The sequence below is a fragment of the Mesorhizobium sp. M0991 genome, assembly GCF_040318915.1.
In the GTDB taxonomy this organism is placed as follows: domain Bacteria; phylum Pseudomonadota; class Alphaproteobacteria; order Rhizobiales; family Rhizobiaceae; genus Mesorhizobium.
The window spans coordinates 112355-128406 of record NZ_JAMYNE010000011.1; the positions used below are offsets into that span (position 1 = coordinate 112355).

The following is a 16052-nucleotide window of genomic DNA, read 5'->3' on the forward strand; positions in this document are numbered from 1 at the left end:
CACATCGCCTTCTCCTGCCGTTTGCATCTTCGAGGCTTCTTCGCTACAAGCTCAACTTAACTTGAGGTCAAGCGGAAACTCGGAGATGGCTGCGGCAACGGAATTAACAGTCGGCCAGGTGGCGACGCGCAGCGGCGTGGCGGTGTCGGCGCTGCATTTCTACGAAGCACGCGGGCTGATCCGCAGCCACCGCACATCAGGCAACCAACGGCGTTACGGCCGCGACGTGCTGCGACGTGTGGCGATCATCAAGGTGGCGCAGGAGGTCGGCATTTCGCTGGCCGAGATCGGCGCCGCACTTCGATCATTGCCCGAAGGCCGGACGCCGACGCGCGAGGATTGGAACCTGCTTTCGACGGCTTGGCGCGACGAGCTCGACCAGAAGATTGCCCAGCTCAAGAAGCTGCGCGATGGGCTGACCGACTGCATCGGCTGCGGCTGCATGTCGATCGACAAATGCCCGCTGAGGAACAAGGGCGACCGGCTGAGCACCCGGGGGCCGGGAGCGAGACGTTTGCTGATCGAGCGTTAATCCGCCGCCGGCAGCCGCCTGATGGTGAATTCGATGACGTCGCCCGGCCGCTCGAACCAGCTCTCGATCTCGGTCCAATAGGCCTGCTTGGGAAAGCGCTCGAACCATTCCTTCGCCTTGAGACGAGCGTCGGAGCGCGGCAGCACGAAGGTCTCGCGCAGAAATCCGTCGCGCGGCATGCGCGCGTTCTCGGCGCGTGAACGGTCGAGCCTCTTCTTCAGGCCATCCAGCGGCGGTCTTGCCGGGGTGCGCACGAAAGAACTCCATTCACACTTGACCCTTGCACCTAAGAGATTAGGGATCGCGGCCGGAAAAGACGAGTCATTTGTCGGGGTACGCCCCGCAACCGGAGACAGGATTTGCAACGACCCGAGATACCGGCGGGGCTGCCAGCCGACATCGAACAGAAGAAGATGAAGGCACGGCTGTGGTTCGAGACGTTGCGCGAGCGCATCTGCGCCAGCTTCGAGCAGATCGAGCAGGACCTGCAGGGGCCGCAGGCCAGCTGGTCGCCCGGTCGCTTCGAAAAGACGCCGTGGCAACGCGATGCCGGCAAGGGCGGCGGCGGCATCATGTCGATGATGCACGGCCGCGTCTTCGAGAAGGTCGGCGTCCACACCTCGACCGTCCACGGCGAGTTCTCGCCCGAATTCAGGAAGCAGATGCCGGGCGCCGAAGAGGACCCGTCCTTCTGGGCGAGCGGCATTTCGCTGATCGCCCATCCGTGGAACCCCAACGTACCGGCAGTGCATATGAACACGCGCATGGTCGTCACCTCGCGCCAGTGGTTCGGCGGCGGCGCCGACCTGACACCGGTGCTCGACCGCCGCCGCAGCCAGGACGACCCCGACACGATCGCCTTCCACAGGGCGATGCAATTTGCCTGCGAGAAGAACGCGGCGATCGCCGACTACGCGAAATTCAAGGCTTGGTGCGACGAGTACTTCTATCTGCCGCACCGCGACGAGCCACGCGGTACCGGCGGTATCTTCTTCGACTGGCTGCATTCGGGCGAGGACAAAGGCGGCTGGGACGCCGATTTCAACTTCGTCCAGGACGTTGGGCGATCTTTTCTCGTCGTCTACGGACATCTGGTGCGCGCCAACTTCAATGATAACTGGACCGATGGCGACCGTGACGAGCAGCTCATCCGTCGCGGCCGCTATGTCGAATTCAACTTGCTTCACGATCGCGGCACCATCTTCGGGCTGAAGACCGGCGGCAATGTCGCGTCGATCCTGTCCAGCCTGCCGCCTGAGGTGAAATGGCCGTAAAATCTCGGTGAGCGCAACGTGAGCCGCAATCGGGTCCAAATCCCCAGAATTTGACGGCGAATGTGGCGCAACGCGCGCCAGAAAATATCTTTTTCGTCTAATATTCTATTGAAAAGATTGGGCTATTTGTCGCGTCGGGCCGGGAAACGCCGGCGGTTCTTTACTCCCGAGAGCCGCGACCCGACGTGACCGGACGGCCCATGATTGAATGGGGCACCTTTCCCAAGCGGGTGCCCGCATTTTCCAGGAGAGCATGCCATGCGCAAGCTTATTATGACCGCGGCCGCCGCTGCCGTTCTCGCCTCTGGTACTGCCGCATTCGCTGCGGTCAAGCACACCACCGGCACGATCAAAAGCTTTGATGGAACGGCGATGAGCCTAGTTCTGGATAACGGAGCCACCTTTACGTTGCCCCAGACCTTCAAGGATCCTGGCCTGAAGGTCGGCGAAAAGGTCCGCGTCACGTGGGATATGAGCGGCAAGGATAAAATTGCTGAGGCAGTCAAGATCGTGAAGTGATGTCCTGCCCGCTGGAGCAAGACAAGGTCTTGCCTCCGGGGTAGCGTAAGAGGGCGGAGCAGCGATGCTCCGCCTTTTCGCAATCCGTACCCTTGAGCACTGCGTGTCGGCTTGGACGCGCGGCGCTCTAAGGCAACCAAAACCGTTCGATCGTGTTATGCTAAGCTGGCCAGCGTGTAACCCGGATACCGGACCCGGTTTCCGGATGCTGCGCAAGATCAAAGGTCTGGAGCTTCCGTGTCAGTGCGCTGCGGCGCTCCAAGGAGGAGATGAGGAGAAGCCGATGAAGGAGTTCCATTGCGGGTCGCTCGTACCCGGCTGCGAGTGGCACACACGCGCCGAGGAGGAGGCTGAGGTCATGCGCCGTGCCGTCGAGCATCTGCGCGAGACGCACGGCGAGACGGTGATCCGCGAGACGATGATCGAGGCGATCCGCTCGCGCATCGAAAAGGCCCGCGACGCAGCGTGACGGTTAGGATTCGAGTGCCTCTGCGGCGCGCTTGAGCAGCGCGCCGCGATCAAGCGCAAAACCGGACTCGACCCATTCCTTTTCAAGATTCTTCAACGTTGCACCAAGCTTCGGCCCCGGTGATGCGCCAAGTGTCGTCAGATCGGCGCCCTTGACCGGAAAAACAGGGTTTTGCCATTTTGCGGCGAAGGCAAGCAGGCGCGAGAAGCCGCCGGCTTCGAGCAGTGCGTCATTGTCTTCGACCGCGCGGGCTCGAGCGGAAGCGAGCAACAGCCGCAACCGATCGACAAAGCCTTGGCGGTCGCCAAAATAGAGCCTTTTCGCCAACTCTCCTTCGGTCGTTTTCGGATCGACGGCAGCCGTGATCGCCCAATGCCGCAGGCGGCTTGCCTCGCTCACAGAAAGCCTCAATCTCTCGGCAAGCGTTTTCATGCGCGCGGCATCCGGCGGCACGATGGCTTCCAGCCTGAGCAGCGGGTCCGGCGCCCAGGCCAGGTCCTTCTCGGTCTTGGTCAGCCCGTGGATGGCATCGATGCCCCATTTCTCGCTTTCCGGCAAAACGGCGGTCAGAACGCCGGCCTGACGCATCCACAGCAGCGCCCGTGACGGATCGGGCGCTGACAGCAATTTCTTCAATTCCCACCAGACGCGCTCGACCGAGAGCTGGTCGAGCCCCTGCTTCAGCCTGGCGCAAGCCTTCAACCCTTCGGCATCCGGCCTGCCGTCGCCATACCAGGCGAAGAAGCGGAAGAAACGCAGGATGCGCAGATAATCCTCGCGGATGCGCGCTTCCGGATCGCCGATGAATCGCAGCCGCCGCGCTTCGATATCGGCGATCCCGCCGACCAGATCGACGACCGTTCCATCGGCTTCGGCATAGAGTGCATTGATGGTGAAATCGCGCCGCTCAGCGTCGGCTTTCCAGTCGCGACCGAAGGACACTTTGGCGCGCCGGCCGTCGGTTTCGATATCGGCACGCAGCGTGGTGACCTCATAGGCCTTGCCGTGGGCGACCGCGGTGACGGTGCCATGCTCGATGCCGGTCGGCACCGTCTTGAAGCCCGCCGCCTCGGCGCGCCGGATGGTTTCCTCAGGCACCGTGGTGGTGGCAATGTCGATGTCGGCGACAGGCTGTCCGATAAGCGCGTTGCGCACGGCACCGCCGGCGACGCGTGCCTCCTCGCCGCTGTCGGTGAGCGCGGCGAGCAGGCGCTGCAGGTGGCTTTCGCCGAGCCAGCCGGCCTTGCCAGCAATCGACACCGGATTGCTCACGAATAGAGCCTTTCATAAAGCGTTCGGATGATACCCGCGGTGACGCCCCAGATGCGCTGGCCGCCATAGGGCATCTCGTAATAGAACCATTCGAGGTCATTCCACATGCGACTGTCTCTGGTGTGGTTGGCGGGGTCCATCAGAAAGCCCAGCGGCACTTCGAAGACGGCATCGACCTCGTCGGAATTCAGCGTCAGGCTGAAACCGGGCCGCACAATCCCGAGCACCGGGGCGATGCGATAGCCGCTGCCGGAGACGTAGTCCGGCAGACGGCCGATGATCTCGATGTAATCCCTATCGAGACCGATCTCCTCGAATGTCTCGCGCAATGCCGCCGCTTCCGGGCTCGCATCGGTTGGATCGATGGTTCCGCCGGGGAAAGCCACCTGCCCCGAATGGTTGCGCAGCTTTTCCGCCCGCCTGGTCAAAAGGACCGTGGCTTCATGGCCATGATCGACCACCGGGATCAGCACGGCGGCGTCGCGCAGCGCCTTGGCCAGCTTCAGCCTGGCATGGCCCGGATTGAAGCGGTGGTCGCCAAAATCGTCGCCGGCATGCGCCAGTGGCTGCGCCGCGACGCGCTGGCGAAACTCGGCAGCGGAAAACGGCAACGGCGTCACCTGATCCATCATAGACGGTCCATCATGCGCTCAGCCGTTTCAGTTTCTCAGCCGGCATGATTGGATAGACCTCGCCTTTGGAACGGACGGCAAACATCGTCTTGCCGCCGATGTCGATCTCTTCGCCGTGCTCGACCAGCTCGTACATCACCGGCCGCGCCACCAGCGCCTCCAGCCGCCCGCGCACCAGCACGTAGGGCTTCAGGCCACCTGTCTCATCCTCATCGACGAAGCGCAGCGGATGCTCCGCCCCAGCCTCGACCACATCGCCGACATTGGTGCGAAAGGTGATGATTTGTCCGTCGCCGGCGCCCGACACATCCATCTCGACGGCAATGAAGGGCGCGTCGGCAACGCGGATCCCGACCTTTTCCACCGGCGTCACCAGGTAGGTCCTACCGTCCTCGTCCTTGCGCAGCACCGAGGAAAAAAGCTGCACCAGCGGCATCCGGCCAATCGGCGTTCCCAGATAGAACCAGGTGCCATCCTGCTTGATCTCCATGTCGAGATCGCCGCAAAACGCCGGATTCCAGCGTTCCACCGGCGCCTGCCCCTTGCCGGCGCGCGTCGCGCGCGAGACCAGCGCCTCCAGCCCGCGCGCCTCGGTCGCGGCCGTCAGGCTCTCTTCACGATGGTCGGCGGCTTCTGTCATGGTCACGAAATAGTCACTGTTGTTCCGCTTGTCAGCCTAAGTCTGTGATTTAAGTTCATTGCAGGCGCCATGCGAGGCCGAATCGCGGCATTCTGCGGCACCCAAGGTGCCAAGCGGTATTTCCAACCAGAAGGATCGATGCTGCATGAGCGTTATGATCAAGGAAAGCCCGATCAGCGAAAAAGACATGGTGGCACAGGCCGAGAAGGCGCTGGCCGACATTTCGAGGGTCCGCGACGGCGTCGGCCGGGTCATCTTCGGCCAGGAAAGCGTCGTCGAGCGCACGCTGGTTGCGTTGCTGGCCGGCGGCCATGCACTGCTGGTCGGCGTGCCCGGCCTAGCCAAGACCAAGCTGGTCGAAACGCTGGGCATCGTGCTCGGCCTCGATTCGCGCCGCATCCAGTTCACGCCCGACTTGATGCCATCAGACATTCTCGGCTCCGAGGTGATGGAGCAGGATGAATTCGGCAAGCGCTCGTTCCGCTTCATTTCCGGGCCGATCTTCGCGCAACTGCTGATGGCCGACGAGATCAACCGCGCCTCGCCGCGTACCCAGTCGGCGCTGCTGCAGTCGATGCAGGAATACCACGTCACCATTGCCGGCGTGCGCCATGACCTCCCGTCACCGTTCCACGTTCTGGCGACGCAGAACCCGTTGGAGCAGGAAGGCACCTATCCGCTGCCGGAAGCGCAGCTCGACCGCTTCCTGATGCAGGTCGACATCCTCTACCCCGAGATCGAGGCGGAGCGCCGCATCCTGCTGGAAACCACCGGTATCGAGGATGCCAAGGCTGAAAACGTGCTGCAGCCGGCGCGGCTGAAGGATATCCAGACGCTCATCCGCCGCATGCCGGTGCCTGAAAGCGTCGTCGAGGCGATCCTCAAGCTGGTGCGTTCGGCGCGCCCCGGCCAGGGCAACGCCGATACCGACAAGCACGTCGCCTGGGGCCCAGGCCCGCGCGCCAGTCAGGCGCTGACGCTGTGCGCCCGCGCCCGCGCCCTCTATGACGGCCGGTTGGCGCCGTCGGTCGACGACGTTCGCGCGCTCGCTGAGCCGGTGCTGCAGCACCGCATGGCGCTGACCTTCGCCGCCCGCGCCGAGGGCACCACGGTTCGCGATGTCGTGGCGAAGCTCGCGAAAGGGATTTGATGGCGCGCATCGGTGAAGCGCAGGCACCGGCAGCGACGCGCGATGCGCTCGCCAGAGGCCGGTTGCGGGCTTCGTTGGTGCCGGACCTGCTGGTCGAGGCGCGCCGCATCGTCAACACGGTAATTGCCGGCTGGCATGGCCGCCGCAAGCGCGGCATCGGCGAGAATTTCTGGCAGTTCCGGCCCTATGTCGAAGGCGATTCCTCGCGCATCGACTGGCGCCGTTCCGCTCGCGACGACCACACCTATGTCCGCGACCGTGAATGGGAGGCCGCCCATACGGTGTGGCTGTGGGCCGACCCCTCGCCTTCCATGCTCTACAAATCGACCGGAGCCAGCGTTTCCAAGGAATCGCGCGCCCTGGTGCTGGCGCTGGCCATGGCCGAGCTTTTGTCGCGCAGCGGCGAGCGCATTGCCTGGCCGGGCCTGACCGACCCGTTCACCGCCCGCAATGGCGCCGAGCGCATCGCGGCGCAACTGATGCACGCCGCCGACCTGCCGGCAAAGCCCGACCTGTCCGGCATTCGCCGCTTCTGCGACATCGTCCTCGTCAGCGATTTCCTCGACCCGGTCGAGGACACCATAGCCTGGCTGGACGTGCTCGCCCGCCACGGCGTGCGCGCACATCTGATCGAGGTCGCCGATCCGGCCGAGGAAAGCTTCCCCTATGCCGGGCGCACCGAATTCACCGATCCTGAGACCGGCGACAAGCTGACCGCCGGCCGCGCCGAAATGCTGGGCGAGGAATATCGCCTGCTTTATGCCGCCCGCCGCCAGGAACTGGCTGCCTGGTGCAAACGGCTTGGCTGGAGCTTTACCGTCAATCATACCGATCGCCTTGCCTCCGAGGCGCTGGTGCACATCCACATGGCGATGACCGCCGAGGGCAGCTTTGCCGGGAGGGCCCGCGCATGAGTTGGCTGCCGCTCTCCTTCGGGGCGCCGATGGTGCTGTGGGGCCTGCTGGCGCTGCCTGTGATCTGGTGGCTTCTGCGGCTGACCCCGCCCAGGCCGCAAACCGAGGTGTTTCCGCCGCTCAGGATTCTCGCCCGCGTGCTGAGGCGCGAAGAAACGCCGCAGCAGAGCCCTTGGTGGCTGACGCTGCTCAGGCTGCTGATGGCCGCGCTTATCGTGGCAGCACTTGCCGAACCCGTCTTCAACCCGCGCGAAAAGCTGCCGGCCGAGGGCGCCGCCCTGGCGCTGGTGATCGACAATGACTGGGCAAGTGCCGCCGACTGGGGCAAGCGCGTCGCCACCGCCGAGCGGCTGATCGCCGATGCCAATTCGAACGGCGTGCCGGTGCTCATCGCTTTCACCGCCGAGAAGCCGAATGCCGAGATCGGTCCCTTCGATGCCGCTGCCGCGCTCGACCGGCTGCGCGCGGCAATGCCGCGGCCGATCCCGACCGACCGCCCCGCCGTCTACGCCCGCGTCGCGTCAGCCTTGGAGTCGCTGCCGGGCGCCAGCGTCGCAGTGCTCGCCGATGGCTTGGCGGCGCAAGGCGACGAAGCCGCCTTCAACACGCTGTTGTCGAAGAACGCAGCACGCGTCGTCTGGGCCGTCTCCGACCGGCTGTCGCTGACCGGCCTGACCGGCGCCGACAACCAGGTCGACGGCTTCGCCCTGACCGCCATCCGCGCACCGGGCGATCCGGCACCTGCACAGGTGACGGCCGGCGCCTTCGACGACAAGGGCCGCCGCATCGCCGACGCGACGCTGACCTTCGCACCGGGCGGAACCACCGCCACCAGCACGATGGCGGTGCCGTTCGAACTGCGTAACGACTTCGCCTACATCGCGCTCGATGGCGAGCGCCAGGCCGGTGCCGTCCGCGTGCTCGATGAGAGCTCAAAACGCCGCCGCGTCGGGCTGCTGTCGCAGGCCGAGGCCGACCAGGCGCAACCGCTGCTGTCGCCGCTCTACTACATCCGCCGCGCCCTGCAGCCTTTCGCCGATCTCGTCGAGCCGTCGAGCGTCGATCTCGCCGACGCCATCCCGCAACTGCTCGACCAAAAACCGGCGATGATCGTCATGGCCGATGTCGGCACCATTCCGGAACAGGCACGGCGAAGGCTGGTCGACTGGGTCGACAAGGGCGGCACGCTGGTGCGTTTTGCCGGTTCGCGGCTGGCGGCTGCCGGCAATGACGACGATCTGCTGCCGGTCCGGCTGCTTACCGGCGAGCGATCGCTTGGCGGCGCGCTGTCATGGACGGCACCGCAGCCGGTCACTGAATTCCCGAAAACCGGCCCCTTCGCCGACCTCGCGCCGCCCACCGAGGTCACCGTCACCAGGCAGGTGCTGGCCGAACCGACGCCCGACATCGTCGAGCGCACCTGGGCCACGCTTGCCGACGGTACGCCGCTGGTGACCGGGATGAAGAAGGACAAGGGCACCCTCGTGCTGTTCCACGTCACCCCCGAGGCGACGTGGTCCAACCTGCCGATCTCCGGCAGCTTCGTCGAGATGCTGCGGCGCATCGTGCAACTGTCGCGCAACCAGGGCGCGGCGGTCGCCAATGCCGAGGCCGCCGCGACGTCGCTGGCACCCTATCGCATGATCTCCGCCGACGGCACGCTGGTGCCGCCGACGCCGGATGCCAGGCCGCTGGTGCCCGGCGCCGGCCCGCAGCCGGTGACGCTGGAAAACCCGCCCGGCCTCTACGGCTCCGAGACGGGAGTGTTCGCTCACAATCTGCTCGTTGGCGACAGCGCATTCACGCCGCTGGCCCGGCCTGAAATCACCGTGCCGGTCACCACCATCCAGTATGCCTTCGACGAGCAGCGCAACCTCAAAGGTCCGCTGGTCACGGCGGCCCTGGTGCTGATGGTGCTCGACACGCTTGCCGTATTCTGGATGGGCGGCCTGTTGTCGCGCCGGCCGCGCCGTGCCGGCGCTGCGGCGACGGCAGCCGTCCTGCTGATTGCGCTCGGCGCCTTGATTGGCCACGCGGACGTCGCGCGTGCCGACGACGCCAAACCGGGAGATACGGAGGCGATCGGGGACATTTCAAAGACCCGGATCGCCTATGTGCTGACCGGCGAGCCGGGTATCGATTCGATCAGCCGCGCCGGGCTCGAAGGCCTGACCCGATTCCTCATCGAAAAAACCGCGCTCGAACCCGGAGCACCGGCCGGCGTCGACATCTCGAAGGACGAACTGTCCTTCTATCCGCTGATCTACTGGCCGATCGATCCCTCGGCCCCGATGCCGAGCGAGGCCGCCATCGCCCGCGTCGACGCCTATATGCAGCAGGGCGGAACCGTCTTGTTCGACACCCGCGACCAGTTCGCCAATGGCATTGGTGCGGATTCGACCAGCCCGGCGACGGAGCGGCTGCGCGACATCCTCGGCAACCTCAACGTGCCACCGCTGGAACCGGTGCCGTCGGACCACGTGCTGACCAAATCCTTCTACATCCTTCCGGAGTTTCCCGGCCGTTTTGCCGGCAGCCCGCTTTGGGTCGAGGCATCGCTTGAAGCCAGCAACACCGAGAACCGCCCGGTGCGCACCGGCGACGGCGTTTCGCCAATCATGATCACCGCCAATGATTTCGCCGGCGCTTGGGCCGTCGACGAGAATGGCGACCCGCTATTGCCGACCGTGCCGTCGGATCCGATGCAGCGCATCTATGCGCTGCGCGCCGGCGTCAACATCATGATGTACATGCTGACCGGCAACTACAAATCCGACCAGGTGCACGTCCCGGTGCTGCTCGAACGGCTGGGGCAATAGACCATGAACTGGTCGCTCGCCTTCGAACCGCTCACCACCTGGCCGCTGCTCGCAGCGGTTGTGGTGCTGCTGCTGCTGCTGGCGCTAGTCGGCCTTTGGTTTCGCCAGCGCGGCGCGGTCTTCCGCCTGGCAGCCCTGATTGCTCTGGCTGCGGCGCTGCTCAATCCGGTGTTCCTCGACGAAGAACGCGAGCCGCTGAAAAGCATCGTCGCCGTCGTCGTCGACCGCAGTCAGAGCCAGGATATCGGCGACCGCACCAAGCAGACCGACGCGGCGTTGGCCGGTCTTCAGCAGCGTCTAGGCCGCTTCAAGCAGTTCGACGTCCGTGTCGTCGAAGCCGGCAAGTCCGAAGCCGCCGACGAGCGCACCGAGACGCGGTTGTTTTCCTCGCTCGAAAATGCTTTCCGCGACGTGCCGCCATCGCGCATTGGCGGCGCCATCATGATTACCGATGGCGAGGTCCATGACGCGCCACCCGGCGCGCCCGACTTCAATGCCCCGCTGCATGCGCTGATTACCGGCAACGACCATGAAAAAGACCGCCGCATCCGCTTCGAGAATGCGCCGCGTTTCGGCCTCGTCGGCAAGCCGCTCGACATGACCTATCGCGTCATTGCCACCAACAACGAAACCGGCCCGGTCGACGTCCGCGTATCGGTCAACGGCGAGCAGGTATCGGTCGAGCACGCCAACATCGGCCAGGCGATGCCGCTGCAGGTGACCATTCCCAACGCCGGGCGCAACATCGTCGAACTCGCCATCAACCACGAGCCGGGCGAACTCACCGACACCAACAACCGCGCCATCGCGCTGATCGACGGCATCCGCGAAAATCTGCGCGTGCTGCTTGTTTCCGGCGAACCGCATGCAGGCGAGCGCACCTGGCGCAATTTGCTGAAATCCGACGCTTCGGTCGACCTCGTGCACTTCACCATCCTGCGCCCACCGGAAAAGCAGGACGGTACGCCGATCAACGAATTGTCGCTGATCGCCTTCCCGACGCGCGAGTTGTTCGTCGAGAAGATCAAGGATTTCGACCTGATCATCTTCGACCGCTATCAGCACCGCGACGTGCTGCCGATCCTCTATTACGACTACATCTCCGAATATGTCGAAAAAGGCGGCGCGCTGCTAATCGCGGCCGGCCCCGAATACGCCGGCGAAAGCTCGATCGCCCGCACGCCGCTGATGTCGGCGCTGCCGGCAATGCCGACCGGCGAGGTCATCGACAAGGCCTTCTATCCGCGCCTCACCGATACCGGCCAGCGTCATCCAGTAACGCGCGGGCTTGATGGCTCGGCGACCGAGCCGCCGCACTGGAGCCGCTGGTTCCGCACCATCGGCGTCGAGAACCCCGAGGGCGAGGTGGTGATGAAGGGCGCCGACAACCGGCCGCTGCTGCTGCTCGACCGCAAGGGCGAAGGCCGCGTCGGCATGCTTCTGTCCGACCAGGGCTGGCTGTGGGCGCGCGGCTTCGAGGGCGGCGGGCCGCATGTCCAACTCTACCGGCGCATCGCCCACTGGCTCATGAAGGAGCCCGAACTCGAGGAGGAGCGGCTGACCGCCGACGGCCGCGGCATGGTGCTGGAGATCCGCCGCCAGACGATGAGTGACGATCCCGGCCCGGCGCAAGTCATCACGCCGTCCGGCAAGGCACTGATCGTCAGGCTTGAGAAGTCCGAGCCAGGCGTCTTCCTCGGCAGCGTCGAGACCAGCGAAATCGGTCTCTATCAGGTCGGCAATGGCGACCTGACGGCATTGGCCCATGTCGGGCCGGTCAACGCGCCGGAATTCACCGACGTCGTCTCCACCGAAAACCGGCTGAAACCACCGGCTGAGGCAACCGGCGGCAGCGTTCGCCGGCTGGCGCCTGCCTCGGCACTTGGCAATCTCACCAGCACGGTCACGCTGCCCTCCGTCGTCCCAGTCCGTTCCTCGGGCGCGGCTTCCGGTAATGACTGGATCGGCCTGCGCACCACCGACGACAGCGTGCTCAAGGCCGTCTCGCGCGTGCCGCTGTTCGGCGGCTTCCTCGGCCTCGGCCTGCTGCTTCTGGCGATGGGCTCGATGTGGTACCGCGAAGGGCGGTAGTTCCCTTCTCCCCGTCTCTATACGGGGAGAAGGTGCCGGCAGGCGGATGAGGGCGGCGCCGGCGCTGTGAAACTTTCTTCAGACATTGCGCTGCCCCTCACCCTGCTCCGTCCGGCAAGCCGGGCCTCGCCTCCCTCTCCCCGTAAACGGGGCGAGGGAGGAGCTCTACTCCTCCGGCTCCGTCGTGAACATCAACGGGTAGCCCTTGGCCTTGCCGGCATCGGTTGCCCGCGCCGCCTTGGTCTCGGCGACATCCCTGGTGAAGACGGCGACGACGCAGACGCCGCGCCGGTGCGCGGTGATCATTATCCTATGCGCCTGGTCTTCACTGAGCTTGAACTCGGCCTTCAGCACCGTCACGACGAACTCGCGCGGCGTGAAATCGTCATTGACCAGGATGACCTTGTAGAGCTTCGGCCGTTCGACCTTCGGCTTCGTGCTGGTACGGGGTTTTGTGGTGATTTCAGGCATTGGACCGGCAATTGCGTACGACAGCTTTGCGGTCATTTTGACATGGGCAAAAGCGGTCGTCCATTCAACCGCGCGCGATCGGCTTCCCGGCGGGCGCAGTTCAAAAGTCCGTGCCTATGTGGGAACTGCCGTCTGGCGTTCAACGGAGGGTGTGGGCCGGGACTGATCCTATTGTCTGCACGCAACAAAAAGACGACCGCTCCAGGCAAATCGCAACTGGAGCGGTCTTCTCATAGGGTAGAAAGATGTCGCTTGATCAGGCCTTCGGAGCTGCCTTGACCGCGTGCTTCTTGTGCTTCTTGACGGTCTTCTTGGCAGCGACCTTCTTCACGGCCTTGGCCGGCGCAGCGGTCGTCGTTGTCGTCGCAGCCGGGGTGGTGGTCGCGGCATTGGCGCTGCTGGCGCCGAGAACCGGCATCGAGAAGGCCAGCGCGATGGCGAGACCGAGGGCGGAGAGGAGGGACTTTTTCATGGCTTCACTTCCTTTTTGTGCAGATCGGGTTGAGTGTCACTGAACGGGATCGATCGGTGTCACTCCAAGCAGCTTCAAAGCGTTCGCGAGCATCCGGATTCCCTGTGCCTGTTTCTTGTTGGCGCAGAACCGGTTTCCCTTTCTTTGAAGTGCTTTCGCCGCGGTGACCTGCGTTGCCGCGGCATGGGTTTCGAGGGCTTCGTCAAACTGGCGGTTCAGATCGATGCAACGCTCGCTGCGGGTGGTCGCCACCTTTGCATCGGCCGCCTTTGCATTGGCCACCTTCGCATCGGCCAGTTTTGCGTCGGCTTGTTCAACCGCGGCCGTGACGAGCGAAATGGAAAGCAACGCACCCATCAGACTGATCGAGAACCTTTGCATTGGTCTGTCCGTAATCCCGTAACGCGTGTCGCAGCCGATGACCTGACCGCCACGGCACCACTTATGCCTTTGATTTTTTTCGGTAGTTTTTCCGGATTGTAGAATTTTGTTTCTGGATTGTTTCTGGGCAGCCCGGATCGAGCCGCCGATCTCCACTGGCCAACTTATGGCCTGAATTCTATCGTCTGGCTGACGGCCGAAGCACGGCTTGGGCGATCCACAAATGACAGGTTCCCTGTGAAATCCGACCCCCACATACTGATCGTCGACGACGACAAGGGCATTCGCGACCTGCTTCAGGAATTCTTCCAGAAGCGAGGGCTGCATACATCGGTCGCCGCCGACGGCACCGAGATGGAGACCGTGCTGCGCCGCGCCCAGGTCGACCTGATCGTTCTGGACGTCATGCTGCCCGGCAGGAGCGGCCTGGAGCTCTGCCGCGAGTTGCGCGCCAATTATTCGACACCGATCATCATGCTGACCGCGGTCACCGAGACCACCGACCGCGTCGTCGGCCTGGAGATGGGCGCCGACGACTACGTGCCGAAACCCTTCGATCCGCGCGAGCTGCTCGCACGCATCCGGGCCGTCTTGAGACGCAATGGCGCCGCCGAACCGCGACGCGCCGCCTCGCGGCAAATCTACCATTTCGCCGGCTGGACGATGGACTGTTCGCGCCGCCGGCTGATGGCGCCGGGCGACGTCAGGATCGAGCTGACGATGGCCGAATTCAACCTGCTGCAGACCTTCGTCAAGAGCGCGCAGCGCGTGCTGAGCCGCGAGCAGCTCATTGAGCTGTCCGGCGGCGACAGCGGCTACAGCTTCGACCGCAGCGTCGACATTCTGGTCAGCCGGCTGCGGCGCAAAATGGAGGACGACCCGAAAACGCCGAAGTTGATCCTGACCGTGCGCAGCGGCGGCTACCAGTTCCTGCCTGAGACGACCTCCGAATGAGACGCATTCTGCCGCAAACGCTGCCGGTCTGGGTGCTGCTCATCGTCATCGCCGGCCTGCTGATCAGCCAGATCGCGACCCTCTACATCGTTTCGCGCGACCGTGCCGCCGCCAATGACGTCGTCGATCTCTATCGGCTCAACGACCGCGCCTTCTCGCTGGTGCAGCTGATGCATGACGCCACCCCCGAACAGCGCAAGGCGACGGCCTCCGGCCTGTTCAACGCCACTTATGCGCTCACCGTCTCCGGCACGCCCGCTGTTACTTCCTCGATAGCCGGCGACGACGAGCTGGCCGAATTGGAGGACATATTGGTCGGCCGGCTATCGAAGTTCGGCATCACCGACGCGCGGGTCCGCCGCGACCCGGCAACGCACGAAGCCGACGCTCCCGGTGGGACGGTCGCCGGTCCCGATATCGGCCAGGTCGAGCGCGACCTGCTGGTGCTGGCGGCCGATTTCGCCCAGAGCGACAAGCTGACGGCCTCGCTTCGCTTTGCCGACGGGCAATGGCTGAACTTCACCGAACCGAACACGCCGGCCGGGCCGATACTGAGCTTCGAGAGCCTGCCGCTCTATGCCTTGATCGCAGGGCTGGTGGTGGCTTCCTCGATCTGGTCGCTGCGCCGGCTAACGGCGCCGTACCGGATGATGGAGACCGCGGTGAACCGGATCGGCGAGGACCTGAAGAGCCCGCCGATCGCCGAGAGCGGCAGCCGCGAGGTGCGCACCGCGGCAAAGGCGGTCAATGCCATGCAGGCAAGGCTGCGCGCCTATGTCGAGGACCGTGAGCATCTTGCGGCCGCACTGGCGCACGACCTGCGCACGCCGCTGACCAGGATGCGGCTGCGCCTCGAATTGCTCAGGAATTCCATCGTCCGCGCCGCACTGGCGCACGACCTCGCCGACATCGAAGGCATTGCCAGCTCGGTCATCGACTTCGCCACTTTCGAGGTGACCGAGGAGAAGAGCGAGAGGATCGATTTCTGGTCGCTGGTGGAATCGATCGCAGACGGCTTCGAGGAGGTCTCCTTCGACAATGAGTACACGCGCTCGCGCGGCTTGATCTGCATAGCGCGCCCAGTCGCGCTCCGGCGCTGCGTCACCAACCTCGTCCAGAATGCGGTGACCTACGGCAAGAAGGCGCATCTCAGCCTGCGTCAATCGGACAGGATCATCACGCTGGCGATCCGCGACGAGGGTCCGGGCATACCGCAGGCCGAGCTCGACGCCGTGTTCGGCTCGTTCGTGCGCCTGGAACAGTCGCGCAACCGCCAAACCGGCGGCCTCGGCCTCGGCCTGACCATCGCCCGCAATATCGCCCGCGGCGCCGGCGGCGAAGTCAGCCTGTCCAACCATCCCGATGGCGGCCTGATGACGGAGTTGCGCCTGCCGCTGGCGGTGTAGAGAGCGGTCGGTAAAACTGCCAGCCTCCCCAACTGTGAGGAGATGTCCGGCAGGAC

17 protein-coding genes are annotated in these 16052 nt (G+C 64.6%); 10 read left to right on the top strand and 7 right to left on the bottom strand.

Features of this window, described 5'->3' with window-relative positions:
- Window positions 1–85: 85 nt before the first annotated feature.
- Window positions 86–532, top strand: a complete 447-nt coding sequence (gene soxR / locus NKH70_RS17850) for a redox-sensitive transcriptional activator SoxR (RefSeq protein ID WP_352466819.1) — start codon at window positions 86–88, stop codon at window positions 530–532.
- On the opposite strand, the gene NKH70_RS17855 is transcribed toward soxR, so the two are convergent.
- Window positions 529–786, bottom strand: a complete 258-nt coding sequence (locus tag NKH70_RS17855) for a hypothetical protein (protein ID WP_023679487.1) — start codon at window positions 784–786, stop codon at window positions 529–531. The two genes, soxR and NKH70_RS17855, sit on opposite strands and share 4 nt — an antisense overlap.
- 105 nt (window positions 787–891) lie before the next feature.
- On the opposite strand from NKH70_RS17855, the gene hemF reads away from it, so the two are divergent.
- The 3 genes from hemF (at window position 892) to NKH70_RS17870 (ending at window position 2794) form a co-directional block, all read left to right on the top strand.
- On the top strand, window positions 892–1806 hold the full coding sequence (gene hemF / locus NKH70_RS17860; protein WP_352912542.1) for an oxygen-dependent coproporphyrinogen oxidase: 915 nt from the start codon (window positions 892–894) through the stop codon (window positions 1804–1806).
- 258 nt (window positions 1807–2064) lie between these two features.
- On the top strand, window positions 2065–2325 hold the full coding sequence (locus NKH70_RS17865) for a DUF1344 domain-containing protein (protein WP_023679489.1): 261 nt from the start codon (window positions 2065–2067) through the stop codon (window positions 2323–2325).
- 283 nt (window positions 2326–2608) lie between these two features.
- Complete coding sequence (locus NKH70_RS17870; protein WP_292662162.1) at window positions 2609–2794, top strand: DUF1059 domain-containing protein; 186 nt, start codon at window positions 2609–2611, stop codon at window positions 2792–2794.
- Between the two features lie 3 nt (window positions 2795–2797).
- Here NKH70_RS17870 and NKH70_RS17875 read toward each other — a convergent pair whose 3' ends face one another.
- From NKH70_RS17875 to NKH70_RS17885, 3 genes are read right to left on the bottom strand one after another with little or no spacing between them, the layout of a single operon-like run.
- A complete protein-coding gene (locus tag NKH70_RS17875; protein WP_352912543.1) occupies window positions 2798–4066 on the bottom strand; it encodes a CCA tRNA nucleotidyltransferase in 1269 nt (422 codons plus the stop codon).
- Entirely contained in the window at window positions 4063–4695 is a 633-nt protein-coding gene (locus tag NKH70_RS17880; RefSeq protein WP_352713193.1) for a CoA pyrophosphatase, read from the bottom strand. The genes NKH70_RS17875 and NKH70_RS17880 overlap by 4 nt, the downstream gene beginning before the upstream one ends.
- A gap of 13 nt (window positions 4696–4708) precedes the next feature.
- Window positions 4709–5338, bottom strand: a complete 630-nt coding sequence (locus NKH70_RS17885) for a DUF1285 domain-containing protein (protein WP_352714559.1) — start codon at window positions 5336–5338, stop codon at window positions 4709–4711.
- Window positions 5339–5483: 145 nt separating this feature from the next.
- On the opposite strand from NKH70_RS17885, the gene NKH70_RS17890 reads away from it, so the two are divergent.
- Genes NKH70_RS17890 through NKH70_RS17905 form a run of 4 tightly spaced genes read left to right on the top strand, consistent with a single transcriptional unit; the run spans window position 5484 to window position 12312 of the window.
- Window positions 5484–6488 carry an AAA family ATPase gene (locus NKH70_RS17890; RefSeq protein WP_292662167.1) on the top strand — a complete coding sequence of 335 codons (1005 nt, stop codon included), beginning with the start codon at window positions 5484–5486 and terminating at the stop codon, window positions 6486–6488.
- Window positions 6488–7402, top strand: coding sequence for a DUF58 domain-containing protein (locus NKH70_RS17895; protein ID WP_352912544.1), 915 nt, complete (start codon window positions 6488–6490; stop codon window positions 7400–7402). Before NKH70_RS17890 ends, NKH70_RS17895 begins: the two co-directional genes overlap by 1 nt.
- Window positions 7399–10221: a DUF4159 domain-containing protein gene (locus NKH70_RS17900; RefSeq protein ID WP_352978794.1), complete on the top strand. Its 2823-nt coding sequence runs from the start codon at window positions 7399–7401 to the stop codon at window positions 10219–10221. Before NKH70_RS17895 ends, NKH70_RS17900 begins: the two co-directional genes overlap by 4 nt.
- Before the next feature lie 3 nt (window positions 10222–10224).
- On the top strand, window positions 10225–12312 hold the full coding sequence (locus NKH70_RS17905) for a hypothetical protein (RefSeq protein ID WP_352713201.1): 2088 nt from the start codon (window positions 10225–10227) through the stop codon (window positions 12310–12312).
- 165 nt (window positions 12313–12477) lie between these two features.
- Here NKH70_RS17905 and clpS read toward each other — a convergent pair whose 3' ends face one another.
- The 3 genes from clpS to NKH70_RS17920 form a co-directional block, all read right to left on the bottom strand.
- Window positions 12478–12783 carry an ATP-dependent Clp protease adapter ClpS gene (gene clpS / locus NKH70_RS17910; RefSeq protein ID WP_023679498.1) on the bottom strand — a complete coding sequence of 102 codons (306 nt, stop codon included), beginning with the start codon at window positions 12781–12783 and terminating at the stop codon, window positions 12478–12480.
- A gap of 256 nt (window positions 12784–13039) precedes the next feature.
- Window positions 13040–13255, bottom strand: a complete 216-nt coding sequence (locus NKH70_RS17915; protein ID WP_352713203.1) for a hypothetical protein — start codon at window positions 13253–13255, stop codon at window positions 13040–13042.
- Window positions 13256–13291: 36 nt separating this feature from the next.
- Complete coding sequence (locus NKH70_RS17920) at window positions 13292–13636, bottom strand: hypothetical protein (protein WP_292665026.1); 345 nt, start codon at window positions 13634–13636, stop codon at window positions 13292–13294.
- 237 nt (window positions 13637–13873) lie between these two features.
- Between NKH70_RS17920 and NKH70_RS17925 the strand changes: the two genes are divergently transcribed.
- Together NKH70_RS17925 and NKH70_RS17930 are read left to right on the top strand one after the other, a co-directional pair.
- Window positions 13874–14590 carry a response regulator gene (locus NKH70_RS17925; RefSeq protein ID WP_352466812.1) on the top strand — a complete coding sequence of 239 codons (717 nt, stop codon included), beginning with the start codon at window positions 13874–13876 and terminating at the stop codon, window positions 14588–14590.
- On the top strand, window positions 14587–15996 hold the full coding sequence (locus tag NKH70_RS17930; protein WP_352978791.1) for an ATP-binding protein: 1410 nt from the start codon (window positions 14587–14589) through the stop codon (window positions 15994–15996). The genes NKH70_RS17925 and NKH70_RS17930 overlap by 4 nt, the downstream gene beginning before the upstream one ends.
- The last annotated feature ends 56 nt before the right edge of the window (window positions 15997–16052 follow it).

Coding starts and splice junctions, on each gene's coding strand:
- NKH70_RS17930 (WP_352978791.1), top strand. CDS start 14,587: ATGAGACGCATTCTGCCGCAAACGCTGCCGGTCTGGGTGCTGCTCATC.
- NKH70_RS17885 (WP_352714559.1), bottom strand. CDS start 5,338: ATGACAGAAGCCGCCGACCATCGTGAAGAGAGCCTGACGGCCGCGACC.
- NKH70_RS17900 (WP_352978794.1), top strand. CDS start 7,399: ATGAGTTGGCTGCCGCTCTCCTTCGGGGCGCCGATGGTGCTGTGGGGC.
- NKH70_RS17865 (WP_023679489.1), top strand. CDS start 2,065: ATGCGCAAGCTTATTATGACCGCGGCCGCCGCTGCCGTTCTCGCCTCT.
- clpS (WP_023679498.1), bottom strand. CDS start 12,783: ATGCCTGAAATCACCACAAAACCCCGTACCAGCACGAAGCCGAAGGTC.
- NKH70_RS17870 (WP_292662162.1), top strand. CDS start 2,609: ATGAAGGAGTTCCATTGCGGGTCGCTCGTACCCGGCTGCGAGTGGCAC.
- NKH70_RS17895 (WP_352912544.1), top strand. CDS start 6,488: ATGGCGCGCATCGGTGAAGCGCAGGCACCGGCAGCGACGCGCGATGCG.
- NKH70_RS17890 (WP_292662167.1), top strand. CDS start 5,484: ATGAGCGTTATGATCAAGGAAAGCCCGATCAGCGAAAAAGACATGGTG.
- NKH70_RS17920 (WP_292665026.1), bottom strand. CDS start 13,636: ATGCAAAGGTTCTCGATCAGTCTGATGGGTGCGTTGCTTTCCATTTCG.
- NKH70_RS17915 (WP_352713203.1), bottom strand. CDS start 13,255: ATGAAAAAGTCCCTCCTCTCCGCCCTCGGTCTCGCCATCGCGCTGGCC.
- soxR (WP_352466819.1), top strand. CDS start 86: ATGGCTGCGGCAACGGAATTAACAGTCGGCCAGGTGGCGACGCGCAGC.
- NKH70_RS17905 (WP_352713201.1), top strand. CDS start 10,225: ATGAACTGGTCGCTCGCCTTCGAACCGCTCACCACCTGGCCGCTGCTC.
- NKH70_RS17880 (WP_352713193.1), bottom strand. CDS start 4,695: ATGGATCAGGTGACGCCGTTGCCGTTTTCCGCTGCCGAGTTTCGCCAG.